At 45.0% G+C, this 24,123-nt stretch carries 17 protein-coding genes; 8 read left to right on the top strand and 9 right to left on the bottom strand.

Going from position 1 to position 24,123, the window contains the following annotated elements; all coding sequences use genetic code 11:
• Window positions 1–20: 20 nt before the first annotated feature.
• From galK to galE, 3 genes are all read right to left on the bottom strand, one after another.
• Window positions 21–1,181 (bottom strand): galactokinase, encoded by a 1,161-nt coding sequence (galK, locus tag QMY49_RS01770; protein WP_283312579.1) that lies wholly within the window; start codon window positions 1,179–1,181, stop codon window positions 21–23.
• Between the two features lie 263 nt (window positions 1,182–1,444).
• The gene (locus QMY49_RS01765) at window positions 1,445–2,497 is read right to left on the bottom strand and encodes a UDP-glucose--hexose-1-phosphate uridylyltransferase (RefSeq protein WP_283312577.1); all 1,053 of its coding nucleotides are present in this window, start codon (window positions 2,495–2,497) and stop codon (window positions 1,445–1,447) included.
• A 150-nt stretch (window positions 2,498–2,647) separates the two neighbouring features.
• Window positions 2,648–3,667 carry a UDP-glucose 4-epimerase GalE gene (galE, locus tag QMY49_RS01760; protein ID WP_009701721.1) on the bottom strand — a complete coding sequence of 340 codons (1,020 nt, stop codon included), beginning with the start codon at window positions 3,665–3,667 and terminating at the stop codon, window positions 2,648–2,650.
• Between the two features lie 456 nt (window positions 3,668–4,123).
• On the opposite strand from galE, the gene mrdA reads away from it, so the two are divergent.
• From mrdA to QMY49_RS01730, 6 genes are all read left to right on the top strand, one after another.
• Window positions 4,124–6,028, top strand: coding sequence for a penicillin-binding protein 2 (gene mrdA, locus QMY49_RS01755; protein ID WP_050939421.1), 1,905 nt, complete (start codon window positions 4,124–4,126; stop codon window positions 6,026–6,028).
• Window positions 6,029–6,398: 370 nt separating this feature from the next.
• The gene (locus QMY49_RS01750; RefSeq protein WP_017817716.1) at window positions 6,399–8,291 is read left to right on the top strand and encodes an alpha-amylase family protein; all 1,893 of its coding nucleotides are present in this window, start codon (window positions 6,399–6,401) and stop codon (window positions 8,289–8,291) included.
• Between the two features lie 234 nt (window positions 8,292–8,525).
• Window positions 8,526–9,512, top strand: coding sequence for a transcriptional regulator EbgR (gene ebgR, locus QMY49_RS01745; RefSeq protein ID WP_283312574.1), 987 nt, complete (start codon window positions 8,526–8,528; stop codon window positions 9,510–9,512).
• Window positions 9,513–9,855: 343 nt separating this feature from the next.
• Window positions 9,856–12,954, top strand: coding sequence for a beta-galactosidase subunit alpha (gene ebgA, locus QMY49_RS01740; protein WP_283312572.1), 3,099 nt, complete (start codon window positions 9,856–9,858; stop codon window positions 12,952–12,954).
• A gap of 3 nt (window positions 12,955–12,957) precedes the next feature.
• Window positions 12,958–13,407 (top strand): beta-galactosidase subunit beta, encoded by a 450-nt coding sequence (locus tag QMY49_RS01735; protein WP_009698695.1) that lies wholly within the window; start codon window positions 12,958–12,960, stop codon window positions 13,405–13,407.
• A gap of 89 nt (window positions 13,408–13,496) precedes the next feature.
• On the top strand, window positions 13,497–14,930 hold the full coding sequence (locus QMY49_RS01730) for an amino acid permease (protein ID WP_005449069.1): 1,434 nt from the start codon (window positions 13,497–13,499) through the stop codon (window positions 14,928–14,930).
• A 100-nt stretch (window positions 14,931–15,030) separates the two neighbouring features.
• Here the strand turns inward: QMY49_RS01730 and QMY49_RS01725 are convergent, their stop codons facing one another.
• A complete protein-coding gene (locus QMY49_RS01725; protein WP_017189181.1) occupies window positions 15,031–15,957 on the bottom strand; it encodes a LysR family transcriptional regulator in 927 nt (308 codons plus the stop codon).
• Between the two features lie 112 nt (window positions 15,958–16,069).
• Between QMY49_RS01725 and chrA the strand changes: the two genes are divergently transcribed.
• Together chrA and QMY49_RS01715 are read left to right on the top strand one after the other, a co-directional pair.
• Window positions 16,070–17,209, top strand: a complete 1,140-nt coding sequence (chrA, locus tag QMY49_RS01720) for a chromate efflux transporter (RefSeq protein WP_038898352.1) — start codon at window positions 16,070–16,072, stop codon at window positions 17,207–17,209.
• Between the two features lie 110 nt (window positions 17,210–17,319).
• A complete protein-coding gene (locus QMY49_RS01715) occupies window positions 17,320–18,426 on the top strand; it encodes a phosphatase PAP2 family protein (RefSeq protein ID WP_047512832.1) in 1,107 nt (368 codons plus the stop codon).
• Window positions 18,427–18,486: 60 nt separating this feature from the next.
• Here QMY49_RS01715 and QMY49_RS01710 read toward each other — a convergent pair whose 3' ends face one another.
• Genes QMY49_RS01710 through QMY49_RS01690 form a run of 5 tightly spaced genes read right to left on the bottom strand, consistent with a single transcriptional unit; the run spans window position 18,487 to window position 24,117 of the window.
• The gene (locus QMY49_RS01710) at window positions 18,487–19,500 is read right to left on the bottom strand and encodes a tetratricopeptide repeat protein (protein ID WP_049535541.1); all 1,014 of its coding nucleotides are present in this window, start codon (window positions 19,498–19,500) and stop codon (window positions 18,487–18,489) included.
• Between the two features lie 20 nt (window positions 19,501–19,520).
• Entirely contained in the window at window positions 19,521–20,465 is a 945-nt protein-coding gene (locus QMY49_RS01705) for a type II secretion system F family protein (protein WP_009698700.1), read from the bottom strand.
• Window positions 20,466–20,467: 2 nt separating this feature from the next.
• Window positions 20,468–21,436: a type II secretion system F family protein gene (locus QMY49_RS01700; protein WP_005449080.1), complete on the bottom strand. Its 969-nt coding sequence runs from the start codon at window positions 21,434–21,436 to the stop codon at window positions 20,468–20,470.
• Window positions 21,437–21,447: 11 nt separating this feature from the next.
• A complete protein-coding gene (locus QMY49_RS01695) occupies window positions 21,448–22,896 on the bottom strand; it encodes a TadA family conjugal transfer-associated ATPase (protein ID WP_005449081.1) in 1,449 nt (482 codons plus the stop codon).
• A 12-nt stretch (window positions 22,897–22,908) separates the two neighbouring features.
• Window positions 22,909–24,117, bottom strand: coding sequence for an AAA family ATPase (locus tag QMY49_RS01690; protein WP_005449082.1), 1,209 nt, complete (start codon window positions 24,115–24,117; stop codon window positions 22,909–22,911).
• Between the last annotated feature and the right edge of the window lie 6 nt (window positions 24,118–24,123).

Here is a 24,123-nt window from a genome sequence, read left to right as displayed (position 1 = left end):
CTACTAAAGCTGCGGTGCGCTTAAAGCACTTCGACTAAGCTAGCGCCATTTTTCGCTTGGCACACGTAGATAGATTCTTTCAACCCCGTTGCTGCTTGGTATTTAGCTTCAACGGTTGCTTTCACGTCATCCACTAATGCAGGCGGTACAAGAGCGACCATACAACCGCCAAAGCCGCCGCCAGTCATGCGCACACCGCCTTGCTCACCGATGACCTCTTTCACCATCTCAACCAAAGTATCGATTTCTTTTACTGTGATTTCGAAATCATCACGCATTGAAGCATGAGACTCTGCCATCAACTCACCCATGCGCTTCATGTCGTGTGCGCGAAGAGCTTGTGCGGCTTCGACCGTGCGATCGTTTTCTGTGATCACGTGGCGAGCACGTTTTGCCACCATTTCATCCAGATCAGACACTTTCTGGTTAAACTGCTCAATGCTCACATCACGGAGTGCTTTTACGCCGAAGATGCGCGCCGCTTCTTCACATTGCTCACGACGAGTGTTGTATTCGCTATCTACCAAGCCACGTTTTTTGTTCGAGTTGATGATCACCACTGCCATGTCTTCTGGCATCGATACTGCTTCGGTTTCTAGGCTACGGCAGTCCAATAACATCGCGTGATTTTCACGACCTTCTGCCGAAATCATTTGGTCCATGATGCCGCAGTTACAGCCGACAAATTCGTTCTCTGCTTGCTGACCGTTCAGTGCAATTTCCGCTTGGCTGATTTCTAAATTGAACAGCACTTTAAACGTTTGACCAATCACCACTTCCAATGCTGCCGATGAGCTCAAGCCCGCACCTTGAGGCACATTGCCGCTCACTGAGATATCCGCACCAGAAAATTGGTAACCGCGTGCGAGAAGATACTTCACCACACCGCGAATGTAGTTGGCCCACATTTTGTCTTGTTGGAAAGTAATCTCTTGAGTGATATCGAACTCATCAACTGCGTTGCCGTAGTCCACAGATACCACGCGCACTAGGTTGTCTTCACGTTTTGCTGCTGCCACAACCGTTTGGTAGTTGATCGCACATGGCAATACAAAACCATCGTTGTAATCAGTGTGTTCACCAATCAGGTTGACACGACCAGGTGCTTGAATAATGTGGCTTGGAGCGTAACCCAGCACTTGTTCAAAAGAGGTTTTAACGTTTTGGATTAAATCAGACATAGTAAAATCTCAGCATAAAATTTTTGTGTGAATTCTCGACAGCTTTCATATCTCGCAATCAGAAACGACATATTTGATTGTCTAACATTTGTCATTCCGGGCGAGCCCTAGCGAGCATCCGGAATCTACGTTCAGCGCACTCTGATGGTAGATTCCGTATCACGCTCGTTCCTCGCTGTACGGAATGACATCTTTCGTATTTATCTTTAAGGTCTGTTGACCTTTCGAACAAAATTTAACCGCGAAAGATCAACAGACCCTAGTTACTGTTCTTTGTAATGCACATCGCTTAGGTCACGTAGGCGCTGTGCTGCTTGCTCTGCGGTTAAGTCGCGTTGGTTTTCTGCCAACATTTCATAACCCACCATGAACTTACGCACTGTTGCGCTACGCAGTAGCGGCGGGTAGAACAAGGCATGCAGTTGCCAATGATCGATATCAGTACCTTCTTCAAAGAATGGCGCGTAATGCCAACCCATTGAGTAAGGGAAAGAGCATTGGAATAGGTTGTCGTAACGGCTTGTCAGTTTTTTGATTGCAACCGCAAGGTCATCACGTTGCTCATCGGTTAGCTCACTCATTCGACGAATGTGCGTTTTAGGAAGTAGCATGGTTTCGAATGGCCACGCAGCCCAGTAAGGGACAACAGCAATCCAGTGCTCAGTCTCAACCACAGTACGTGAGCCATCTTTGAGTTCAGCTTGCACGTAATCCACCAGCAAGTTACTGCCATGTTCTTGGTAGTACGCTTTTAAGTTGTGCTCTTTACGCTCAATTTCATTTGGTAAGAAGCTATTCGCCCAGATTTGACCGTGCGGATGAGGTTGAGAACATCCCATCGCTTCGCCTTTGTTCTCAAATGCTTGCACCCACACGTAGTCTTTGCCAAGCTCTTCGATTTGCTCATTCCAGGTGTCAATCACGCCACGAATTTTGTCGACTGGTAGTTCCGGTAGCGTTTTGCTGTGATCGGGAGAGAAGCAAATCACTCGGCTCAACCCGCGTACGCCTTGAGTCTTGAACAAAGGGCTGTCTGACTCAGGTGCATCTGGAGAATCCACCATCAACGCAGCAAAGTCATTCTTAAACACGTAGGTGCCTTGGTAATCTGGGTTTACATCTCCAGAAATGCGCTCGTTCGTAGGACATAGGAAACACTGCTCATCGTAACTAGGCAGTTGATCGATAGACGGTTTCTCATCGGCACCACTCCAAGGGCGTTTTGCACGATGCGGTGACACTAAAATCCACTGACCCGTTAGTGGGTTGTAGCGACGATGTGGGTGATCCACTGGGTTAAATTCAACATTCGACATCTTACTTACTCAACTTTTAAAATTTCTTTCATCTGCATTCCCCAATGAAATTGGAGTTGCTGCTAGGCGGTAAGCTTTCCAATATCCATGAGCATAGGTTTTCTATGTGATTGGAATTGGAAAGTGCAGGCGACAACGCTGCAGCATCAATTACGCAGGGGAATAGCCTTGCGGGTTATTTGACTGCCATTTCCACGTGTCCGCCGTCATTTCAGTAACGCTGCGAGTCGCTTTCCAGCCAAGATCTCGCTCTGCTTTTTCGGTACTTGCCCAACATTCTGCAATGTCACCAGGACGGCGAGGACACAGCTCGTAAGGCACTGGCTTACCGCAAGCCAACGCGAACGCTTCCACCATATCAAGCACGCTAGAGCCTTTTCCCGTACCTAAGTTGTAAATGTGCAAACCGGCTTTATCACCGACCGATTTCAGCGCTGCGATATGACCGTCCGCTAAGTCCATCACGTGGATGTAATCACGAACGCCCGTGCCGTCTGGTGTTGGGTAGTCATTGCCGAATACCGACAGTTTTTCACGGCGACCGACTGCGACTTGTGCAATGAACGGCATTAGGTTGTTTGGAATACCTTGAGGGTCCTCACCCATGGTGCCGGATGGATGTGCACCCACTGGGTTGAAATAGCGCAGTAAAGTAATGCTCCAATCGTTTTCTGCGTTGAACAGATCACTTAAGCACTCTTCCACCATGTACTTGCTACGACCGTATGGGTTGGTGGTTGCGCCCGTTGGCGAGTCTTCAGTAATAGGTACGATGTCAGGGTCGCCGTACACCGTCGCGGATGAACTGAAGACAATGCTTTTCACCCCAGCTTTGCGCATACTGCGTGCCAAAACGAGCGAACCATTCACGTTGTTATCGTAGTACTCCAACGGCTTCGCAACGGATTCTCCAACGGCTTTTAGACCAGCGAAGTGAATCACGGCTTGGATATCATGCTCAGCAAAAACCGAGTCTAAAAAGGCTTCATCACGAATATCACCTTGATGGAAGACGGGTTGTTTACCTGTCAGCGCTTCAATACGACTAAGCACTTCTACTTTGGCGTTACACAAGTTATCGACAATGATTGGCTCCATACCTACTTCAATCATCTGTACGCATGTGTGGCTACCGATGTACCCCATACCGCCTGTGATAAGAACTTTCACTTTTGCTTCCCCATTGTTGCTGCTCATGCTTGGTAACGATTTGAGCCTATTAACCAAGCAAATTCGCAGATCGCTTAACTGGTTAAAAGTCTACCAACCAAAACCGATCTAGATCCGTGATCAAATTCAAACTTGTGTAAACGTTTCCACAAAATTACACAACACATAAAACTTAATAAGATTAAAGAAAATTTATTCATTTAAGGAATCAAAACGAAAAAATACTAGACAAGATGTATAAACGTTTACATCTTCACAGCAACATTAAAAGGTGACGCGCAACGCAAGAAAGATCAGGCTTCGCTTTAGATCCCTGACATTGCTCTTACAAAACAAGGAGCAAAGCTCGTTACAGTAGCCCCGCCCCAAATGTAACCATTTGTAACAAGACTAAAATCCATGTCTTTTCTTTTATTGGGGCACATTGAGCACAAAGACCAAACCTAAAGGGCATCCATGCTACGCAAGCGAAACGAATTCCGAGACCACAATCAGGAAGTAAGATTGTTTAAAAACCGCGCCATCGTTGCTTTTATCGGCATGGTTATTTTGTTGGGAGGACTGGTTGCTAACCTTTATAACTTGCAGGTTAATCACTTCAAAGATTACCAAACTCGCTCGAACGACAACCGAATCAAGATCCTGCCAATAGCCCCTACCCGTGGTCTTATATATGACCGAAATGGCGTTTTGTTGGCTGAGAACCGTCCTGTTTATAACTTAGATATGATCCCAGAACAGGCGGGCGATCCAGATGCATTAATTGAAAAACTGCGTCACTATATTGATATCACCCCAGATCAAGTTGAATCCTTTAAAAAGCGTTACAAGCACACTCGCCGCTTTCGTTCTGTCACGATCATGAACGAACTGAATGACAAGCAAGTGGCGCGCTTTTCTGTTCATCAGCACGAGTTTAACGGCGTCTTTGTTACCGCAGATCTCAAACGTTACTACCCTTACGGCGAAGAACTGACCCATGTTTTGGGTTACGTTTCTCACATCAACGATCGAGACTTGCGTCGATTGGATGAAGAAGGCAAAGCACAGAATTATCAGGCAACGCAAAACATCGGCAAGTTAGGTGTTGAACGTTATTACGAAGACATCCTCCACGGCACCAAAGGCTACGAGGAAGTAGAGGTAAACAGTCGCGGTCGCGTGATTCGTACGATCAAATATGTGCCGCCAGTTCCCGGAAAAGACATCGTATTGAATCTGGATATTGAGCTACAAGAGTATGTCTACAAACAACTCAACCATCGCCAAGGCAGCGCAGTCGTGCTCGATCCACGCGACAATAGCGTATTAGCTATGGCATCAAGTCCGAGTTATGACCCAAACCCTTTTGTTAACGGCATCTCTAGCAAAGCCTACCGTGCCTTACTCAATGATCCAGCACACCCACTTGTGAACCGTACAACGCTTGGCGTTTACCCTCCTGCTTCTACGGTAAAACCTTTTATGGCTGTCGCTGGGCTTGAAGAACACGTCATCACACCAAGTACCGTGCGCAACGATCACGGTATCTGGCGTATTCCTGGCTCTAAACCAAATTCAAAAGCATGGCGAGATTGGAAACGTTGGGGTCACGGCAACGTGGATGTCACCAAGGCAATTGAGGAATCAGTTGATTCCTTCTTTTATCAGACCGCATTTGACCTTGGGATTGACCGCATTTCGAAATGGATGAATAAATTTGGCTTTGGCTTGCCAACGGGCATCGATATTTACGAAGAAAGCAGCGCAAACATGCCGACACGAGAATGGAAAATCGCACGTCATCGCACCCCTTGGTATCAAGGTGATACGGTGCCTATCGGTATTGGGCAAGGTTATTGGACAGCAACACCAATGCAGATAGCCAAAGCAACATCATTCCTCATTAATCATGGCGAAATGAAAGCGCCACACCTTCTCAAAGCCGTGATTGAACATGGGGAAGACTTCGAAAACCAAGTCGATGTTAAACCAAAAGTGCTGCCTTCTATCGAAGGAGTACCAGAGAAGTTCTGGGATATTCCAATCAACGCCATGCGTTTGGTAAATAATGGGGCTCATGGTTCTGGTCGCCGTGCATTTAGAGGCGCAGAGTACAGCAGTGGCGGTAAGTCAGGGACTGCGCAGGTATTTGGCCTGCGCAAAGACGAAGTCTACAACTCCAAAAAACTCGCAAACCACCTACTCGACCACGCATTGTTTACCGCGTTTGCACCATACGATAAACCCAAATACGTGGCGACCGTGGTTATCGAGCACGGTAATGGTGGCTCTAAAGTGGGCGCGCCGTTCATTCGAAATGTGTTTGATCACTTGCTTGTCCATCACGACAAAGACGACAGCAATAAGGTGAAGTCTTAAATACGCCAGAACAACACCCAATAAACAAAGCCTGAGTGGATGTCCTAGCCACTTGGGCTTTTGTTTGTTTTCCAGCACAACCCCACCCACCCAAATTCTATAAAATACAAAAAATGTGAGATAAATCAGAAGCGAATAACAACGAGAAGAACATCACTATCAATAACCACCCTTTCGTTTGCTAAAACGAAATCATCAATAGTTCACCCCTCGTCACTAAGAAAATAAAGTTTTTGGATTTCACTCTTTTTAAACCGAAAGACAATTTGCGCAAATTGGAAAAGCAGAAGATTTGTGACAGCAAGCTCAACGAAAACAGGGATGGTGATTTCAAATGTAAGAGCAATAAATAATCAGTAAGGGAAAATCGATGAACTACAAGACTTTGAAAGCTAGTGGGTTGGCGGTTATAGTCTCGGCAGCTTACATAGGGAATGCGTACTCAATGGAAATAGCCAATGATGCAATGGCAATAACATTTGATAATAACTCAGGTGTCGTGTCATTGATCAACAATAATACGGATGAACAAATCACCCCAACTGAACTTTTCTTCATTACTCTACCGAATGAAACAACACTTCATACCAAAGATTTTAAGTTGGAAAAGTACAAGAAAGATGGTGACAGCATCAATCTCACTTTTGTTCGCAATGATTTTGAAGTGGATGTCACTTTGAACGTAATCAAACAACGATATGTGAGTGTTGATTACAAAATCAAAGCTGTTGGTAACGATCGCAAGATCAAAAAAATCACTTTCTTACCAACCAAAAAACAAACGCAAGCGCCTTATGTTGACGGTAGCATTAACAGCTCACCAATTATCGCGGATACGTTCTTCATGCTGCCGCGTAAACCGATTGTAAATACCTATGCTTACGAAACGAAAACCAACCTCAATATTGATATTGTCACTCCAATAAGCACAAACGCCCCATTAAAATATACAACTTATATCGGTACGTTTAGCGAAGTCAGTCAATTAAGACGCGACTTCAACAAGTTCATTGAAGCGATGCGACCACGTCCCTACAAACCATATTTACATTACAATTCATGGATGGATATTGGCTTTTTCACTCCTTATACAGAAAGTGACATTAAAGGACGAATGAAAGAGATTTATCATGAGTTGGTGGAAAAACGCGGCGTAGTTCTTGATGGGTTCTTACTTGATGACGGCTGGGATGACTTAACAGGAAACTGGGATTTTGGCTCAGCATTTGCTGATGGGTTTGGGAGCGTAAAAGAGCTAGCCGATTCAATGAATACTAGTGTGGGTTTGTGGCTTTCCCCTTGGGGAGGCTATAACAAGCCACGTGACATTCGCGTTTCACATGCAAAGGAAAATGGTTTCGAAACGGTGGATGGTAAGTTTGCTCTCTCAGGTCCGGTGTACTTCAAAAACTTCAATGACAAAATCACCAATCTGATTAAAAACGAGCATATTTCGTCGTTTAAACTTGATGGAATGGGCAACGCAACATCTCACTTAAAAGGCAGTCAATTTGCTTCCGATTTTGATGCGTCAGTTCAGTTGATCGAGAACATGCACAAGGCCAACGATAAGGTATTTATCAACCTAACGACCGGGACCAACGCAAGCCCATCATGGTTATTCTTCGCTGACTCAATTTGGCGCCAAGGTGATGATATCAACCTTTATGGTGATGGCTCTCCAACACAACAGTGGGTCACTTACCGAGACGCTGAAACATATCGTTCGATTGTCCGTAAAGGTCCATTATTCCCGATGAGTTCGATAATGCTTCACGGTATTGTCAGCGCCAAAAACGCTTATTATGGACTTGAGAAAGTACAATCCGATCAAGATTTTGCCGATCAAGTATGGTCATATTTTGCAACTGGCACACAACTACAAGAAATGTATATTACGCCAGATATGCTCAATTCAACTAAATGGGACACTCTTGCAAAAGCAGCTAAATGGGCAAGAGAGAACGCCGATGTTTTAGTGGATTCACATTGGATTGGTGGCAATCCAACTAACTTAGCGGTGTATGGTTTTGCGTCATGGAATGAAAACAAAGCCGTAATTTCGTTGCGTAACCCATCGGATAAACCACAAAAATATTACTTGGATCTCAATCGTGATTTTGAATTGCCTACAGGCGCAAATGGGCAGTTCAAGCTAAAAATGGCTTACGGTGAAAACAACACAATTCCATCTCACTACACCGACCCAGTAGTTATAACCCTGCAGCCACTACAAACTTTAGTCATCAACGCGAATAAATAACCAGTAACCAAAGAAAAGGCACTGTTATGGTGCCTTTGTTCGCTTTTTCTCAGACCTTAATACCATCAAATACGATAGAGCAACGAGTGCTTAACGTATTCTTCCGACAGATAACTTCACTTCCCCGATCGCACAGTTTTACTAAAAGTTTGTGCATCCATAAGTAGCTGTTTACAATGGTGGGATTATTGCTTTTCTCACTGGGACAGTGAGCTTTGCCTACGGGAAGTGCACATGGCAACACTAAAAGATATCGCTACTGAAGCTGGCGTCTCACTCGCGACCGTATCGCGCGTGTTAAATGATGATCCGACTTTGAGCGTAAAAGAAGAAACCAAACACCGCATCTTAGAAATCGCAGAAAAGCTGGAATACCGCACCAGCAGTTCCAAAAAATCCACCAAAGAGGCAAGACAAAAACACCACTTCTTAGCCTTGTATAACTACAAGCAAGAAGCCGAGGTGAATGACCCTTATTACTTGTCGATTCGTCACGGGATTGAAACCCAGTGTGACAAATTGGGCATTACGCTAACCAATTGCTACGACAGCATCATCGATGTAGAAACGCAAAAGATCACCGGTATCCTTCTGGTCGGTAAAACTGACAGCGCCGTGATTCGTAAATTGCCTAAACGTCTTACTGACAGCATTTGCTACATCGACTTCTCTGACAGCGATAGCACATACGACTGTGTTGATATCGATCTTGCGCGAATCAGTAAACAAGTGGTCGACTTCTTTGTTGAACAAGGCTACGAACGGATTGGTTTTATTGGTGGTCAAGATGAACCAAACACTGCAGACATTCGTGAAAATGCATTTGTAGAATACGGCAGCTTGAAAGGCGTGGTGTCAGAAGACGATATTTATCGCGGCGACTTCTCTAGCTTATCTGGTTACGATTTAGCAAAAGCCATGTTAGCAAAAGGCGATTTTCCTAAAGCGCTCTTTATCGCTTCAGATTCAATTGCAATTGGTGTTTTACGCGCGATTCATGAATTCGGTTTGAACATTCCACAAGACATTGCCCTAATCAGCGTCAATGACATTCCAACCGCCCGATTTACCTTCCCACCACTCTCAACTGTGCGCATTCATTCTGAGATGATGGGTATTCAAGGGGTAAATTTATTAGTAGAAAAATACCGCGACGGTCGCGCACTGCCTCTACAAGTGCATGTGCCGAGCAAATTAAAACTCCGCGGCACCACTCAGTAATTCCCTTCACATTATCAAATTTATAAAGCACTGAATATTCAGTGCTTTTTTATTATCCCCTCTTTAAATCTAGCTATTTTTTATCCACTTTACCTAAGAAATCGGCTTGGGATGCCATTCCTTTATCCTGATCACATCTTGTTCAATGATCGTCCAATAAAACGTGACCAAGTTAAAGTTAAACGTTTTCACTAATTTATTTTAGTAAAACTTTTACTAATATCTTTTCCTAGATAATTCATCACTCTTTTTCAAATGACATCGGCTGCATTTCTTTTGGATAGCTTCAAGCATTGGACTCCTCCTTTGCCTGCTACCAAGCTAAGCCGAGGGGAGAACAAACGTGAACAATTGGGAAAACTTCCTTCACCTGCATGAGAATCGTATGGCACCACGTGCTTACTTCTTCTCTTACGATTCAATTAAAAACGCACAAACATTCCAACGAGAACTGAGCAGCCGTTTCAAACTGCTAAGTGGTCAATGGACATTCAACTACTTCACCAATCCTCTCTTGGTGCCAGAAGAGTTTTACTCGCAAAAAATGGAAGAATGGGGACAAATTACCGTTCCAAACATGTGGCAAATGGAAGGTCATGGCGACCTTCAATACACAGATGAAGGCTTCCCATTCCCTATCGATGTGCCTTTTGTTCCGACAGATAACCCGACAGGTGCTTACCAACGCACGTTCACTCTGGGTGAAAACTGGAACGACAAACAAACCATCATCAAATTTGATGGCGTTGAAACCTACTTCGAAGTTTACGTAAATGGTCATTACGTTGGCTTTAGCAAAGGCAGTCGATTGACCGCAGAGTTCGACACCTCTTCTTATGTACAACAAGGTGAAAATTTACTGTCTGTACGTGTGATGCAGTGGGCAGATTCGACTTACATTGAAGACCAAGACATGTGGTGGACGGCGGGTATATTCCGCGATGTGTACCTTGTCGGAAAAGAGCACGTTCACGTCCAAGATCTGACTGTTCGTACTGATTTCGCCGACGATTACCAAAGTGCCACCTTAAGCTGCCAAGTTGAACTAGAAAACCTATCGACTACGGTTGCGTCTGGTTACACGCTGGAATATGCCCTTCAAGATAAAAGCACTGTGGTTGCAATCGGTCAATGTGATTCACTGACTATCCAAGGCAACAGCCAAGCAAGCTTTGCCGTTGATGTGGTGAACCCAACCCATTGGACAGCGGAAAATCCATACCTTTACCAACTGTTCATTACGCTAAAAGACGCACAAGGCAATGTTGTCGAAGTGATTCCGCAACGTGTTGGCTTCCGAGACATTAAAGTGCGTGACGGTCTGTTCTACATCAACAACCAATACGTGATGCTGCACGGTGTAAACCGTCATGATAATGACCACCTAAAAGGTCGCGCTGTTGGCATGGATCGCATCGAAAAAGACCTGATCTTGATGAAACAACACAACATCAACTCAGTTCGCACCGCGCACTACCCTAACGACCCACGCTTCTACGAGCTGTGTGACATTTACGGCTTGTTCGTAATGGCAGAAACCGACGTAGAAACCCACGGCTTCGCTAACGTTGGCGATCTCAGCCGCATCACCAACGATGCAGCATGGGAAAGTGTGTTTGTCGATCGCGCAGAGCGTCATGTTCATGCTCAAAAGAACCATCCTTCGATCATCATGTGGTCACTGGGTAATGAGTCTGGTTACGGCTGCAATATCCGCGCGATGTACAGCGCAACTAAGGCGATTGATGACACTCGCTTAGTGCACTACGAAGAGGACCGCGATGCAGAAGTGGTTGACGTCATTTCAACCATGTACTCACGTGCTCAGCTCATGAACCACTTTGGTGAACACCCGCACGACAAACCTCGCATCATCTGCGAATACGCACACGCGATGGGTAACGGACCTGGCGGTCTGACGGAATACCAAAACGTGTTCTACAAGCATGACCACATTCAAGGTCACTACGTTTGGGAATGGTGTGACCATGGCGTATTAGCGCGCGATGAAAATGGTCAAGAGTTCTACAAGTACGGCGGCGACTACGGCGATTATCCAAACAACTACAACTTCTGTATGGATGGTTTGATTTACCCAGATCAAACGCCGGGACCAGGCTTAAAAGAATACAAACAAGTTATCGCACCAGTGAAAATTCACGCGGTGGAAGGCACAAAAGACCGCTTTACCATAGAAAACAAATTGTGGTTCACCAACCTGAATGATTACACCATCACTGCAGATATCCGAGCGGAAGGTGAAACGCTGCGCAGCGTGCAGTTTAAGGTCGAAGAGCTTGCAGCGAACAGCGCACGTGAAATCACGATTAATTTGCCTGAACTGGACGAGCGTGAAGCCTTTATTAACTTCACCGTGCGTAAAGACAGTCGAACTCTGTACAGCGAAGCAAACCACGACATCGCGAGCTACCAGTTCCAGCTAAAAGAAAACACAGCAAGTGAAGCCGAGTTTGTTAACCACAATGCGCAAGCGTTAGTAACGACAGAAAGCCGCTTGGAACACGTGATTGAAGGCCACAACTTCACGCTGATTTTCTCTAAAGTCAACGGCAAGCTGACCTCTTGGCTCGTCAATGGTGAAGAGCTGATTCAATCTGAGCCTAGACTGAACTTCTTCAAGCCAATGATTGATAACCACAAACAAGAGTACGAAGGTTTGTGGCACCCAGCACACTTGCAAATCATGCAAGAGCACTTCCGCACGCTGCAAGTCGAAGCAACCGATGATTCGGTTTCGATCACGACCACCAGCATCATTGCACCGCCGGTGTTCGATTTTGGCATGCGCTGTACCTACCGCTACCAAATCAACGCACAAGGGCATTTAAATGTGGAACTGAGTGGCGAGCGCTACGGCGATTACTCGCATGTTATCCCTGTGATTGGTTTGGATTTGGGCATCAACGGCAGCTTTGACCAAGTCAGTTACTACGGTCGCGGTCCTGAAGAAAACTACCAAGACAGCCGCCAAGCCAACTTGATTGATGTTTACCACAGCACGGTAGCCGACATGTTTGAGAACTACCCGTTCCCACAAAACAACGGCAACCGCCAACACGTTCGTTGGGCATCACTAACGAATCGTCACGGGACGGGGTTGTTGGTGAAACCACAACAAGAAATCAACTTCAGCGCGTGGTTCTACACCAACCAAAACCTGCACGAAGCGCAACACACCATTGAGCTAGAAAAGAGCGGCTACATCACGCTCAACCTTGACCATCAAGTGATGGGACTGGGCTCAAACTCGTGGGGAAGCGAAGTGCTCGACTCATACCGCGTGTACATGGATGAATTCCGTTATGGCTTAACGCTGATACCGCTTCAAGTTGGCGATTGCAGTGCACAAGCCATGGCAAACCATGATTTCGACAATGCGTTCTTCACTCAATCCAATACTCAAACAGCAAACGAGGCGTAATCCATGATCGTGTTAGACAACTTAGACCAATTCAAAGTCGTGTACCGCAATGGGCGTAAATGGCAGCGCTGTGTCGAGGCAATTGAGAACACCGTAAACCTTAAGGATGGCGTGATGTATTCCATCGGAGACTCCTTGGTTTACATGATTCAAGACGGCACAAAACAAACTGAAATGTTTGAAGGCAACCGCCGCTACTTCGACGTGCATTACTACCTTGAAGGCCGCGAAACGGTGGAGTTCGCAGACAAGAAAAACCTACAACCTGAGCAAGCTTACCAAGATGAAACGGACCGCGAGTTCCTTTCCGGTCAAGGGGATACTCGTGAGCTTTGTGAGGGCCAAGTAGCAATTTTCGATAACACTAAAGCCTACCGCTTCCACGGTGATAACCGCGTTAGAAAGGTCGTGCTGAAAGTCACTATCGAAGATGGCTACTTCTTAAATAAATAACAAAAGCAAAGAACAAGAGAAGGGCTGCGCTCACAGCAATGCAAGCCCTTCCTCCCTACAATTCCAACGTGATTCATCGGAGATAGAAAATGTCTGAATCCAAACGTAATACGATAGGCAAATTCGGGTTGTTGTCCCTTACCTTTGCCGCGGTCTTTAGCTTCAACAACGTAATTAATAACAACATTGAGATCGGTCTTGCTTCAGCGCCAATGTTCTTCTTGGCAACCATTTTTTACTTTATTCCTTTCTGTTTGATCATCGCAGAGTTTGTATCGTTAAACAAAGACTCGGAAGCCGGTGTATATGCATGGGTAAAAAGCTCACTTGGCGGACGTTGGGCGTTTATCTCTGCCTACACCTACTGGTTTGTTAACCTATTTTTCTTCACGTCATTGCTGCCACGCGTTATTGCTTATGCGTCATACGCGTTCCTTGGCTATGAATACATTCTGACCCCACTCACCACAACAGCACTGAGTATGATTCTATTTGCGTTCGCAACTTACGTATCAACTAACGGCGCGAAGATGTTGGGTCCAATTACCTCAGTCACTTCTTCTTTGATGCTGCTACTGACTATGTCGTACATCCTGCTTGCTGGCGCTGCATTAGTCGGTGGCGTTCAACCTGCTGACCCAATCACAGTAGAAGCCATGGTGCCAGACTTTAGCTGGGCATTCCTAGGCATTACCACTTGGATCTTTATGGCAGCAGGCGGTGCTGAATCGGTAGCGGTTTACGTAAACGACGTGAAAGGCGGCTCAAAATCTTTTGTTAAAGTGATCATCGTTGCAGGTATCTTCATCGGCGTACTTTATTGTGTCGCTTCAGTGCTGATTAACGTGTTCGTACCTAGCGAAACACTTAAATACACGGGTGGTTCTGTACAAGTATTTGAAGGTTTAGCGGCGCACTTCGGCTTGCCTGAAATATTGATGAACCGCTTTGTAGGCTTAGTGTCGTTTACTGCAATGTTCGGCTCTCTGCTAATGTGGACAGCGACACCAGTGAAAATCTTCTTCTCTGAAATTCCAGAAGGTATCTTTGGTAAGAAAACCGTAGAGCTAAACGAAAACGGCGTGCCTGCTCGTGCTGCTTGGTACCAATTCCTTATCGTTATTCCACTGATGATCATCCCGACTTTGGGCTCGAACACAGCGCAAGATCTGATGAACACGGTCATCAACATGACAGCTGCGGCTTCAATGTTGCCACCACTGTTTATCATGTTGGCTTACCTAAACCTACGCCTAAAACTGGACCATCTAGAACGTGATTTCAAAATGGGCTCTCGTATGACAGGTATCGCTGCGGTTTCTGTACTTATCGTTATCTTTACTGTGGGCTTCCTAGCGTCAACCTTCCCAACTGGCGCAGACATCATGACGATTATTTTCTACAACGTTGGTGGCATTGTGATTTTCCTTGGCTTTGCTTGGTGGAAGTACAGCCAATACGAAAAATCACTCGACCAAGAAGAGCGCGCAAAAGAAGCAGCGCCAGCAACTCAAGCAATGTAAGCCTTACACATAACGCTTGATAGCACCTGACCACATTCGTCAGACCAAGGGCACCCATCGGTGCCCTTTTTTATACCCAAGTAACCTCGAGATGCTAGATTCAGCGAGAGTGCGTTGAAGTAACGATATCTGCCACCAGCTGACGTAGCCACATCCCTTTGTCTTCATTGTTACGACTGGTGTGCCACAGCATAGCAATATCAAAATCGGCAACCGCAATCGGCGGCAGCACAGACACTAAGTCATCTGAAAAGCCTTCTGCTGATGCCATTTTTTCCGGCACAATGGCAATCAAATTACGTTGTTTAAGCAGATTACGGATCGTCAAGAAGTTACGTGAGGCTACTGTTACCTTGCGGCTTAAACCATGTTCCGCGAGTTTTTTGTCTACCTGTGTACTTAAACTGCCATCCGGGCTCACCAAGGCTTGTTCAATATTGGCAAATGCTTCAATCGATAATTCAGTCTCACCGTTTAAAACCTGCTTATCGCATAGGCACACATGCTTTTCAGTGTAGAGATATTGGCTATCAAAGTTGTCATCGAGTACGGGCATGCTACCAAGAATGACATCGAGCTTGTCGTGTTCAGTAATGGCGACATAGTTGCTACGGTTAACATTGATAAAGCTGATTTGCGCTTCTGGCGCGCGCTTGCGAATTTCATCATAAAGCAGAGGGGCGAAGATGAACTCAGCGTAATCGGTAAGACCAATGCGACACACGCCAGTGTAGTTTTCTGGCTGAAACTCGGACTTCGTCAGCAAGTCTTTGGCAATGGAATCCAATAAATGATGCACTGTTGGCGCGATATGATGCGCGTGCTCAGTCGGATCCATTTTATGTCCTTTACGCTCAAACAGAGGGTCATCAAACAGCACACGTAAACGCGATAAGCTGTGGCTCATGGCGGACTGACTGACAAAACTCTTCTCGGCAGCCAAACTCACACTGCGATAGCGATACAGATAAGAGAAAGTCACCAACAGATTCAAATCGATGTTACGCCACTGAATATCATCTTTCACAAATCACCCAATCCCATTTCATTCATAGATGAAATTAAAACTATTAATTTGAGTCATCTTAGTACATTTCATACAGTAACTGGAGTGTTATTGGAGATTTAACAGGCTCAATATGTTTACCATTTTTAAAACCTTTTTTTGGCTTGGTTGGATCAGTTTCGGTGGTCCTGCAGCACACATCGGTTACTTCCGCCAAACATTCGTAGAAAAACTCAAGTGGATTGATGATAGCGAATACGCACAAATCGTGGCGTTGAGCCAATTTTTACCGGGACCGGGGTCAAGCCAAGTTGGCTTTGCATTAGGTTACAAACGCGGAGGTCTGGGCGGCGCTTGTATGGCGTTTCTTGGATTCACGCTGCCTTCGGTGATCATCATGTTGGCACTTGCAATGGTGAGCAGCCAAATCACGGATACGGCACTGTTCCAAAACATCGTACACGGCTTGAAGTTACTGGCTGTTGTGGTGGTCGCTGATGCGACATGGGGAATGTACAAAAATTTCTGCCAAAGCAAACTAACAGCGGGATTGTGTGTAGCAACCGCAATAGCGCTATTAGTTGCACCTAGCATCATGACACAAATGTTGGTCTTAGTAGTGGCAGGTTTGATTGGTACTCAATACCTAAAGAAAGAATCGACCACACCAGCAGAGCCGTTCAAACCAACTATCGCTCCACTCGCTCTGTTTGCCGTACTTCTTGTTGGCTTGCCTTTGGTGGCTCACGCTCTACCGATGCTGGGGTTATTTAGCGACTTCTTCCAAGCCGGCAGTTTAGTGTTTGGTGGTGGTCACGTGGTTCTTCCATTGCTGCAAAATATTGTTGGCGATCAGCTCAGCCAAGATGCGTTCCTAACGGGCTACGCAGCAGCGCAAGCTGTACCTGGACCGATGTTTACCTTCGCAACTTACATTGGCTATGAGCTATCGGATACACCAATTCTAGGGGCGCTAGTTGCAACACTGGGTGTCTTTCTTCCGGGCTTTTTGCTGTTACTTGGCGTGCTGAAAAACTGGCAAGCTCTAGCTGGCAAACCTGCGGTATCTGGCGCAATTAATGGCGTGAATGCCTCAGTAGTTGGTTTACTCTTAGCGGCACTTTACCAACCAGTATTCACTAGTGCTGTGATTGCTCCAATTGATATCGCATTAGTCATTGCCGGTTTCTACCTACATAAAAAGCTCAATCTATCTGTACTTTGGATGATCGTATTCTTTGTCGCAGCAGGCATTGTGACCGGCATGATGTAGAGAGTGGCACAGACTTAATCAAGCAATAAACAACGGGCACTCAAACACGAGTGTTCGTTTTCTCAACTACGCTTATAGAATGTGGGAAAAATCAGGATGATGGACCATCTATGGCGCAAAACAATAACTATGACCTGCAACTTAACTGGCAACAGAAAGTTTCTCTTTGGCTTAGCGAACTGAAAGCAAACTTGCTCAAAGACAAAATTCTCTACTTCTATTGTGCTTCAACAACATTCCTCATCTTTTCGTGCTCTCTGTATCTTGATTCACCGATTCGTTATTCACTCACCACTTATTTCGAAACCATTGGGCTAGCAAGCTATGTCACCTTCTTAGCATGGTGCACTTATTACTACTTCTCTCTCATTTTTCGTAAAGAGCCTCATCCTGCTAAACAATTTCTCAATAAACTTAGACGGATGTTTTTTCCTCTTACCAGAACGCTGTCTGTCATCGCACTGTTATTGGTTCTTACCATTGTGTTTTCTAACCACACGTTCTTAAAGTCACTGATCCCGATACTTCACCCGTTCTCCCTCGACAGCGCATTTATCGATATTGATCGCTTCCTGCACTTTGGCATCGATCCTTGGGTTATCACCCACACAATATTGCCGGGTCCGTGGGCGTCGCTGGTTATCAACACGGCTTACAACGCATGGTTTTTCTTTATGTGGGGAATGTTGATCTTCTTTCTGATCTACAAAAAGCAACCGCTACTTCGGCAGCAGTTTTTTCTGACATTTGTGTTGTCATGGATGGTGATTGGCTTCGTGCTTGCCACGTTGTTGTCCTCAGCAGGTCCCTGCTACGTTGAACCTTTAACGGACAACACCTACTTTTCGCCATTGATGCGGACGCTACAGGAACAAAGCCAATATCTACAAGACATCCAAGTGGGTCAGTTGTGGGCGCTTGCCACGCAAGATCACCTATGGAATGACTATATTGAACAATCAAATGGCATTGGCTCAGGCATTTCAGCAATGCCGAGTATGCACGTATCCATTGCAGTATTGCTGGCTCTGAGCATCTATCAAATCAATAAAGTGGCAGGTTACGTGGCTTACGTATTTGCGCTGTTAATTCAAATAGGTTCCGTTCATTTGGCTTGGCATTATGCGATTGATGGATACCTTGCCACAATCCTTACTATATTGCTTTGGAAAGCCGTAGGAGCGTTTATCCATCGCTTTCCTCGACTGTTCGCTTGATAAGCCTGTCGACATAAAAAAGCCACGCTTACTAGGGCGTGGCTTTACCGAACTATTGCTTTATTGAAGGAATGCCGTAGAGGTGTCTTTTTGCTCTCTGACCATAGAAAGTGCACGCTCTAAGTTTTTATTGGCTAAATCATAATAAGCAGGGTTTTTATCAATGGCTTGTTGTAAGTAAGGGATGGCTTCATCCGGCTTACCATTGAGGATTAGGAAATAACCAACGTTATTTAACGCTTCAGGTTCAGTCATATGACGACTAAAGATGTTGAGTGCCTGTCGTGGTTGATCTTTTGCAATCGCAATTAACCCTAGGTTGTTTATCGCTTTTTCATTACTTGATTGCAGCCCCAAAGCGGCTTTCGTAAAGTGTGTCGCTTTTGAATACTCTTTTTCCATGTAATAGGAGTAACCTAAACTCACCAATGCATTGACGTTTCGTGAATCAACATCCAACGCTTTTCGAAATAGAGTCTGAGCTAAATCGTGGTCCCCTCGAATATCGTACAAGACACCCAGCCCGGAATAAGCACCAACGGGTGATTTATCATCATAACGGTAGGTGGCAATGCTCTCTTTAGAAATGTTGTCTTTGGTGATGTTTGGATCACCACCTAAACGGATTTGATCAGCATTGAGCGCTCTTAAGTAATAGCTTTTACCTGCCTCTCGATCACCACGTTTGGTGTACATCGCGCCAAGCTCTTGTAGCGAGCCTACGTTGTCTGGGTTTTCAGCAAGCGAAGCACGGAACGATTTATCCGCAAGCTCTAAGTTATTACGTGCGAGGTGGATACGCCCAACGGTGTACAATGTTTTGTCTTTGTGTTGCGCATTGGGGAAGGACAAAGAGCGAATGTACTCGTACAGCGCTAGGTCCGCATTTTTATTACTCAAAGCGATATCACCGCGGGAAATCGCTTCTTCTTCTGTTTTCGGTGGCTCATCATTGGTCAGCGATTCAACTGGCTTACCGGAGTAGAGTTCCGAGTCAAAATCCGATGATGTATCGGTTGTTGAACATGCTGTAAGCAATAACAACGAAATAATGGCAAATCTCTTAATCCACATAACAAATCCCTTTTCTGCTCTTATTTAAATGCTTCAGCCAGTGAAATCAGCGCCGGACCTATCGCCACAATAAAAAAACATGGCCAAATAAACAGCACCATTGGAAACATCATTTTCACTGGGATTTTGGCAGCTACCTCTTCCGCTGCTTGTTGGCGCTTATCCCTATAATCTTCGGTGTATTCGCGTAAGGAGTTGACTAGGCTCCCCCCAATTCTTGATGCGTGACTGAGCATACTCACCAGCCCCATCAACTCATCTAACCCTGTTCTATAAACCAGTTCACGAAGTGCTTCAGGCATTGGCTTACCGGCCTGAATTTTGTTACATACAGTATCTACCTCGTCAGCCAACTCAGGGTGAGAAATGACCAGCTCATCTGCAACACGGCGTAACGCGGCATTAAAGCCGAGACCAGACTCTGTACACACCACCAGCAAATCCAACATATCTGGCACCCCAGCACGAATGGCTTTTTGGCGACTATTGATCATGCGGCGAAGAATAAAGTCTGGAATGACAAGTCCGACAAACACCGCCAATGCCATCAAGGTGTAGAGATATTTAGATTCTGGAATGGTTAAGTAAACGAGCACTGCGACCATCACTCCAAAGATGGTGGTCACTGACTTAATGGCGTAGAACATCGACAGCGAATTACTTTGGTGAAAACCCGCATGCATCAGTTTATTACGTGTTGTTTGACGTTCTTTTTCGCTGGTTGGAGAAGTCAGTGGAGCCAATGACTCAAGCGTGTCTGCTACTTTGCTGTTTGTGGGGGTAGCCTCTCTCTTATCACCAGACAGCTCAGCAAGTTTTCTCTTGATCGGCGAATTGACACCAATAACAATCGAGCCAACAGTCATCACCACCAATACCGTCGTAATCAAGATCAATGCAAATAACAGAGTCTCTTGATTTACAGCGAGGTCACTCAACCATCCTTGAATATTTTCTATATCCATAGTTACACCTCAATGTTGACGATTTTTCGAATCCACAAGGTACCAACAAACAAAGACACCATGCCCCCCACGACCATCTTGACTCCCATAGGCGTGGTATGAAGCAATTCAATGTATTCAGGACGTACAAGTGAAATGATGACGTAGAGCCCAAATGGCGCGAGTACAAGCACCCAGGCAGACATTCGAGATTCCGCAGAAATGGTTTTGATTTTTCGCGCCAGTTTGAAACGAGCACGTAAGATTTGAGAAAGCTTCTCAATGTTCTCAACCAAATTACCGCCGGTTTCTTTTTGCAATAGCACCGCACTCGAGAACGCCAACATTGATACAGTGGGGGTACGCTCTGACATTTGCATTATGGCTAGCCTCAAGTCATAGCCATAGTTTAAGAGGTTGAACGTATTAAGGAACTCAGGTCCAAGCGGTGCACTCATTTCTCTCCCTACCTCACCAAACGCTTGGGTAATGGGTTGACCCGCCTGCAATACACGTTTGATGATATCCAGTGCCTCTGGCAGTTGTTCCTCAAATTTCATCAACCTATCGGCAATCATTTTTTGAAGATAAAAGTAGATAGCAACCCAGCACGCAATGGTGACGCCAACACACATGTACCAGACCTGACCAAACAAGAAGATAACCAGACCAACGGCGACACCTGCAAGAAAAGACAAAAATAAGAAGCGTGTAAAGCCCATCGAAATGCCCGCTAGTTCGAGCTTTTTCTTCAAACCATCGAAGAGACTAAAATTCACTAACCAACGCTCTAACGGAGAAAGGTGCTTCAGCGAGTTCTCTCTAAGTAACGAGATACTTTCTTCATCAATGTGCTTGTGGCTATCGTGAATCCGTTTAATTAGTTGTTTATGTTTTACTTTTTTACCTGCAGACGGAAGTATTAACGCTTGGCTAATAAAGAAAACAGACAAAAATAACAGCACAAGAAAAAGTGGGAATTGGCTTTCCATAGCGCACTCTCCTAACGGGCTTTTTCGTTAAAGATTTCGAATGGTACGTCTAAGCCTCGTTTAACAAGATGATCGTGACAGCTAGGGACAATCCCTGTGGCTTCATAGTCCCCAAGAACGTTGCCTTCTTTGTCTACCCCTTTTCGACGGAAGGTGAAGATTTCTGACATGGTGATCACTTCTCCTTCCATACCATTAATTTCCTGCAAACTGACCATACGGCGCTTACCATCTTCTTGTCGCTCCATCTGGACAACGATGTTGATTGCTGAAGCTATCTGCGCTCTTAAGTTTTTCGTTGATACGTTCCACCCTGCCATGGAAAACATGTTTTCAATTCGACTCAATGCATCACGAGGGGTGTTAGCGTGGATCGTCGCAAGAGAACCATCGTGACCCGTATTCATCGCCGAAAGCATATCCACCGCCTCAGCACCACGAACCTCACCAATAACGATACGATCAGGGCGCATACGCAATGAGTTTTTAACGAGATCACGCTGAGAGATTTCCCCTTTTCCTTCGATATTCGAAGGGCGCGTCTCAAGGCGAATGATATGTGGTTGTTGCAATTGAAGCTCCGCTGAATCCTCAATCGTCACGATACGCTGATCACTTGGGATAAACCCAGAAAGAATGTTCAATGTCGTCGTCTTACCTGAACCTGTACCGCCAGAGATCAAGATGTTCATTTCCCCAACAACAGCGGCATTGAGAAACTTACCCATTTCTGGCGATAGCGAGTTCAGTTCAAGCAAGTTATCCATGTTGAGCCTTTCTACGGCAAAACGACGAATAGAAACGGAAGGTCCATCAATAGCTAAAGGAGGGATGATGGCATTGAAACGAGAGCCATCCTTCAAGCGTGCATCCACCATAGGTGACGCTTCATCAATACGTCGACCTACTTGACTTACAATACGGTCAATAATATTGCGCAGGTGGCGCTCATCTAAAAAGGTGTGCGGCGTTTTCTCCAGCTTACCGAAGCGTTCAACATAAATGTTTTTCGGACCATTGACTAAAATATCGGAAATGGTTGGGTCATCTAAAAGCGGCTCAAGTGGACCAAGACCAAATACTTCATCCTCAATTTGGTGAATCACGCGGTTACGCGCTTCCGAGCTTAGGGGGTGAGTTTGGTCTTCCGCAATTAATTGAACTACGGCTTCCCTAAGCTCTTCTTTTGCTCGGTCTTCTTGCAGGTGGGAAAGTAGACCTAGATCCAAAGTATCGAGTAACTTTTTATGATAGTAATGTTTGATGGCAAGATCTTGTTCCAGCAGTTTTTTCTGCTCTTCAATCGCTTTTAGCTTAGCTTCAACCGGAGACATCGATGCTTTCTCTGCGCTCGATTCTTCACTTTCGACACGTTCAACGTCTTTATCTTTTGTTTGTGACTCTTTTTCGGCATCGACCTGACCAAACGCACTTCCGACGCTTTTTCTTTTGAAAAACATGACTCCCCCTTATTAAGAAAATAATTTCTTAATCCAACTTTGATTTTCCTTGGTTGGGCTTTCCAATAAATGTGAGATTTCAGCTAACGATGCTTTTATCGCACTGTTTTTCTTAGATTGAACAATTGGGTTACCTAAATTTGCACTCTCAATCGCGATAGCGAAATTATTTGGAACTAAGTGTATTGAGTGCCCACCAACAGCATTTTCAATATCTTTCAATGAAATGGTCGATTTTTTTTCGAATCGATTAACGATAAGTTCGACCTGATGATTATTTAAACCATAGTCCAGTTCTAAGGTTCTAATGTAATTTACTGCGTGTTTTACCGACGTGACGTTCTGTTGCATGACCAAGAATATATGGGTCGCCGGAGAGACAATCTGTTGAAAAACATGCTCAACACCATGAGACATATCAACAATAATATGTGAATAGAACTGTCTAAGAATCGGTAGTAATTTACTCACATCACTGGCATATCTATGATTATTCTGTAAATTACCCTGCTCGAAGCATAAATAATTTAACCCTGAAGGGTGCTTATGGACGAGCCCCTCTAATGAGAGTTCGTCCAAGTCATTAACGGAATCGATAACATCATTGATATTATATTTTGGCTTGCAGTTTAGGTAATCAGCAGCGTCACTGAACTGCATATCGAGATCAACCAGCAACACGTTACTCTTCGCATAACTGGATAGCTCGATCGCTGTATTGAGCGCTAGTGTTGTTGCACCTGAACCGCCTTTGGTATTGATAAATAAGGTTAGGTCACCCATTTTCTTGTTATAGACTTTTTCTTCTGCAGTGGATTTGAGCAGCGGGTAAAGCTCACCTAAATCAACCGTGCGTGAGAAGTAATCTGTCGCCCCTAATCGCAGCGCCATCTTTAAAGAGGCGGTGTCCGATTCATCACCAAAGACGATCAATGCAGTATGGTTGTGCTGCAAATTACTATCGCTAGAATAAACATGAGCGACCTTCTGAGCCCAACTTTCGCCAGTTTCAATGTAAATAAGATCTGGAATTTGCTTATTCTTAACCAAATCAAGGTTAAATAAACTGAGTTCAATCCATTCAATATTAACATTGACACATTGGGACAACTCATTCGTTAAATGCACTTTGAAATTGGACGTAGAATATACAACCCAAACTATCAAGTTAGTCTTTAAGTTTTTATAAGTGTCTTCATTCATTTTCACTGGCTTCAGCATATTGCT

The sequence above is a fragment of the Vibrio harveyi genome, from assembly GCF_030060435.1.
Classification (GTDB): domain Bacteria; phylum Pseudomonadota; class Gammaproteobacteria; order Enterobacterales; family Vibrionaceae; genus Vibrio; species Vibrio harveyi.
The sequence above is the reverse complement of the archived record's forward strand: the minus strand, read 5'-3'. Positions and strand labels throughout refer to the sequence as shown.

Coding starts and splice junctions, on each gene's coding strand:
- QMY49_RS01730 (WP_005449069.1), top strand. CDS start 13,497: ATGTCTGAATCCAAACGTAATACGATAGGCAAATTCGGGTTGTTGTCC.
- QMY49_RS01710 (WP_049535541.1), bottom strand. CDS start 19,500: ATGTGGATTAAGAGATTTGCCATTATTTCGTTGTTATTGCTTACAGCA.
- mrdA (WP_050939421.1), top strand. CDS start 4,124: ATGCTACGCAAGCGAAACGAATTCCGAGACCACAATCAGGAAGTAAGA.
- galK (WP_283312579.1), bottom strand. CDS start 1,181: ATGTCTGATTTAATCCAAAACGTTAAAACCTCTTTTGAACAAGTGCTG.
- chrA (WP_038898352.1), top strand. CDS start 16,070: ATGTTTACCATTTTTAAAACCTTTTTTTGGCTTGGTTGGATCAGTTTC.
- QMY49_RS01715 (WP_047512832.1), top strand. CDS start 17,320: ATGGCGCAAAACAATAACTATGACCTGCAACTTAACTGGCAACAGAAA.
- QMY49_RS01705 (WP_009698700.1), bottom strand. CDS start 20,465: ATGGATATAGAAAATATTCAAGGATGGTTGAGTGACCTCGCTGTAAAT.
- QMY49_RS01700 (WP_005449080.1), bottom strand. CDS start 21,436: ATGGAAAGCCAATTCCCACTTTTTCTTGTGCTGTTATTTTTGTCTGTT.
- QMY49_RS01750 (WP_017817716.1), top strand. CDS start 6,399: ATGAACTACAAGACTTTGAAAGCTAGTGGGTTGGCGGTTATAGTCTCG.
- QMY49_RS01765 (WP_283312577.1), bottom strand. CDS start 2,497: ATGTCGAATGTTGAATTTAACCCAGTGGATCACCCACATCGTCGCTAC.
- ebgR (WP_283312574.1), top strand. CDS start 8,526: ATGGCAACACTAAAAGATATCGCTACTGAAGCTGGCGTCTCACTCGCG.
- QMY49_RS01690 (WP_005449082.1), bottom strand. CDS start 24,117: ATGCTGAAGCCAGTGAAAATGAATGAAGACACTTATAAAAACTTAAAG.
- QMY49_RS01695 (WP_005449081.1), bottom strand. CDS start 22,896: ATGTTTTTCAAAAGAAAAAGCGTCGGAAGTGCGTTTGGTCAGGTCGAT.
- QMY49_RS01735 (WP_009698695.1), top strand. CDS start 12,958: ATGATCGTGTTAGACAACTTAGACCAATTCAAAGTCGTGTACCGCAAT.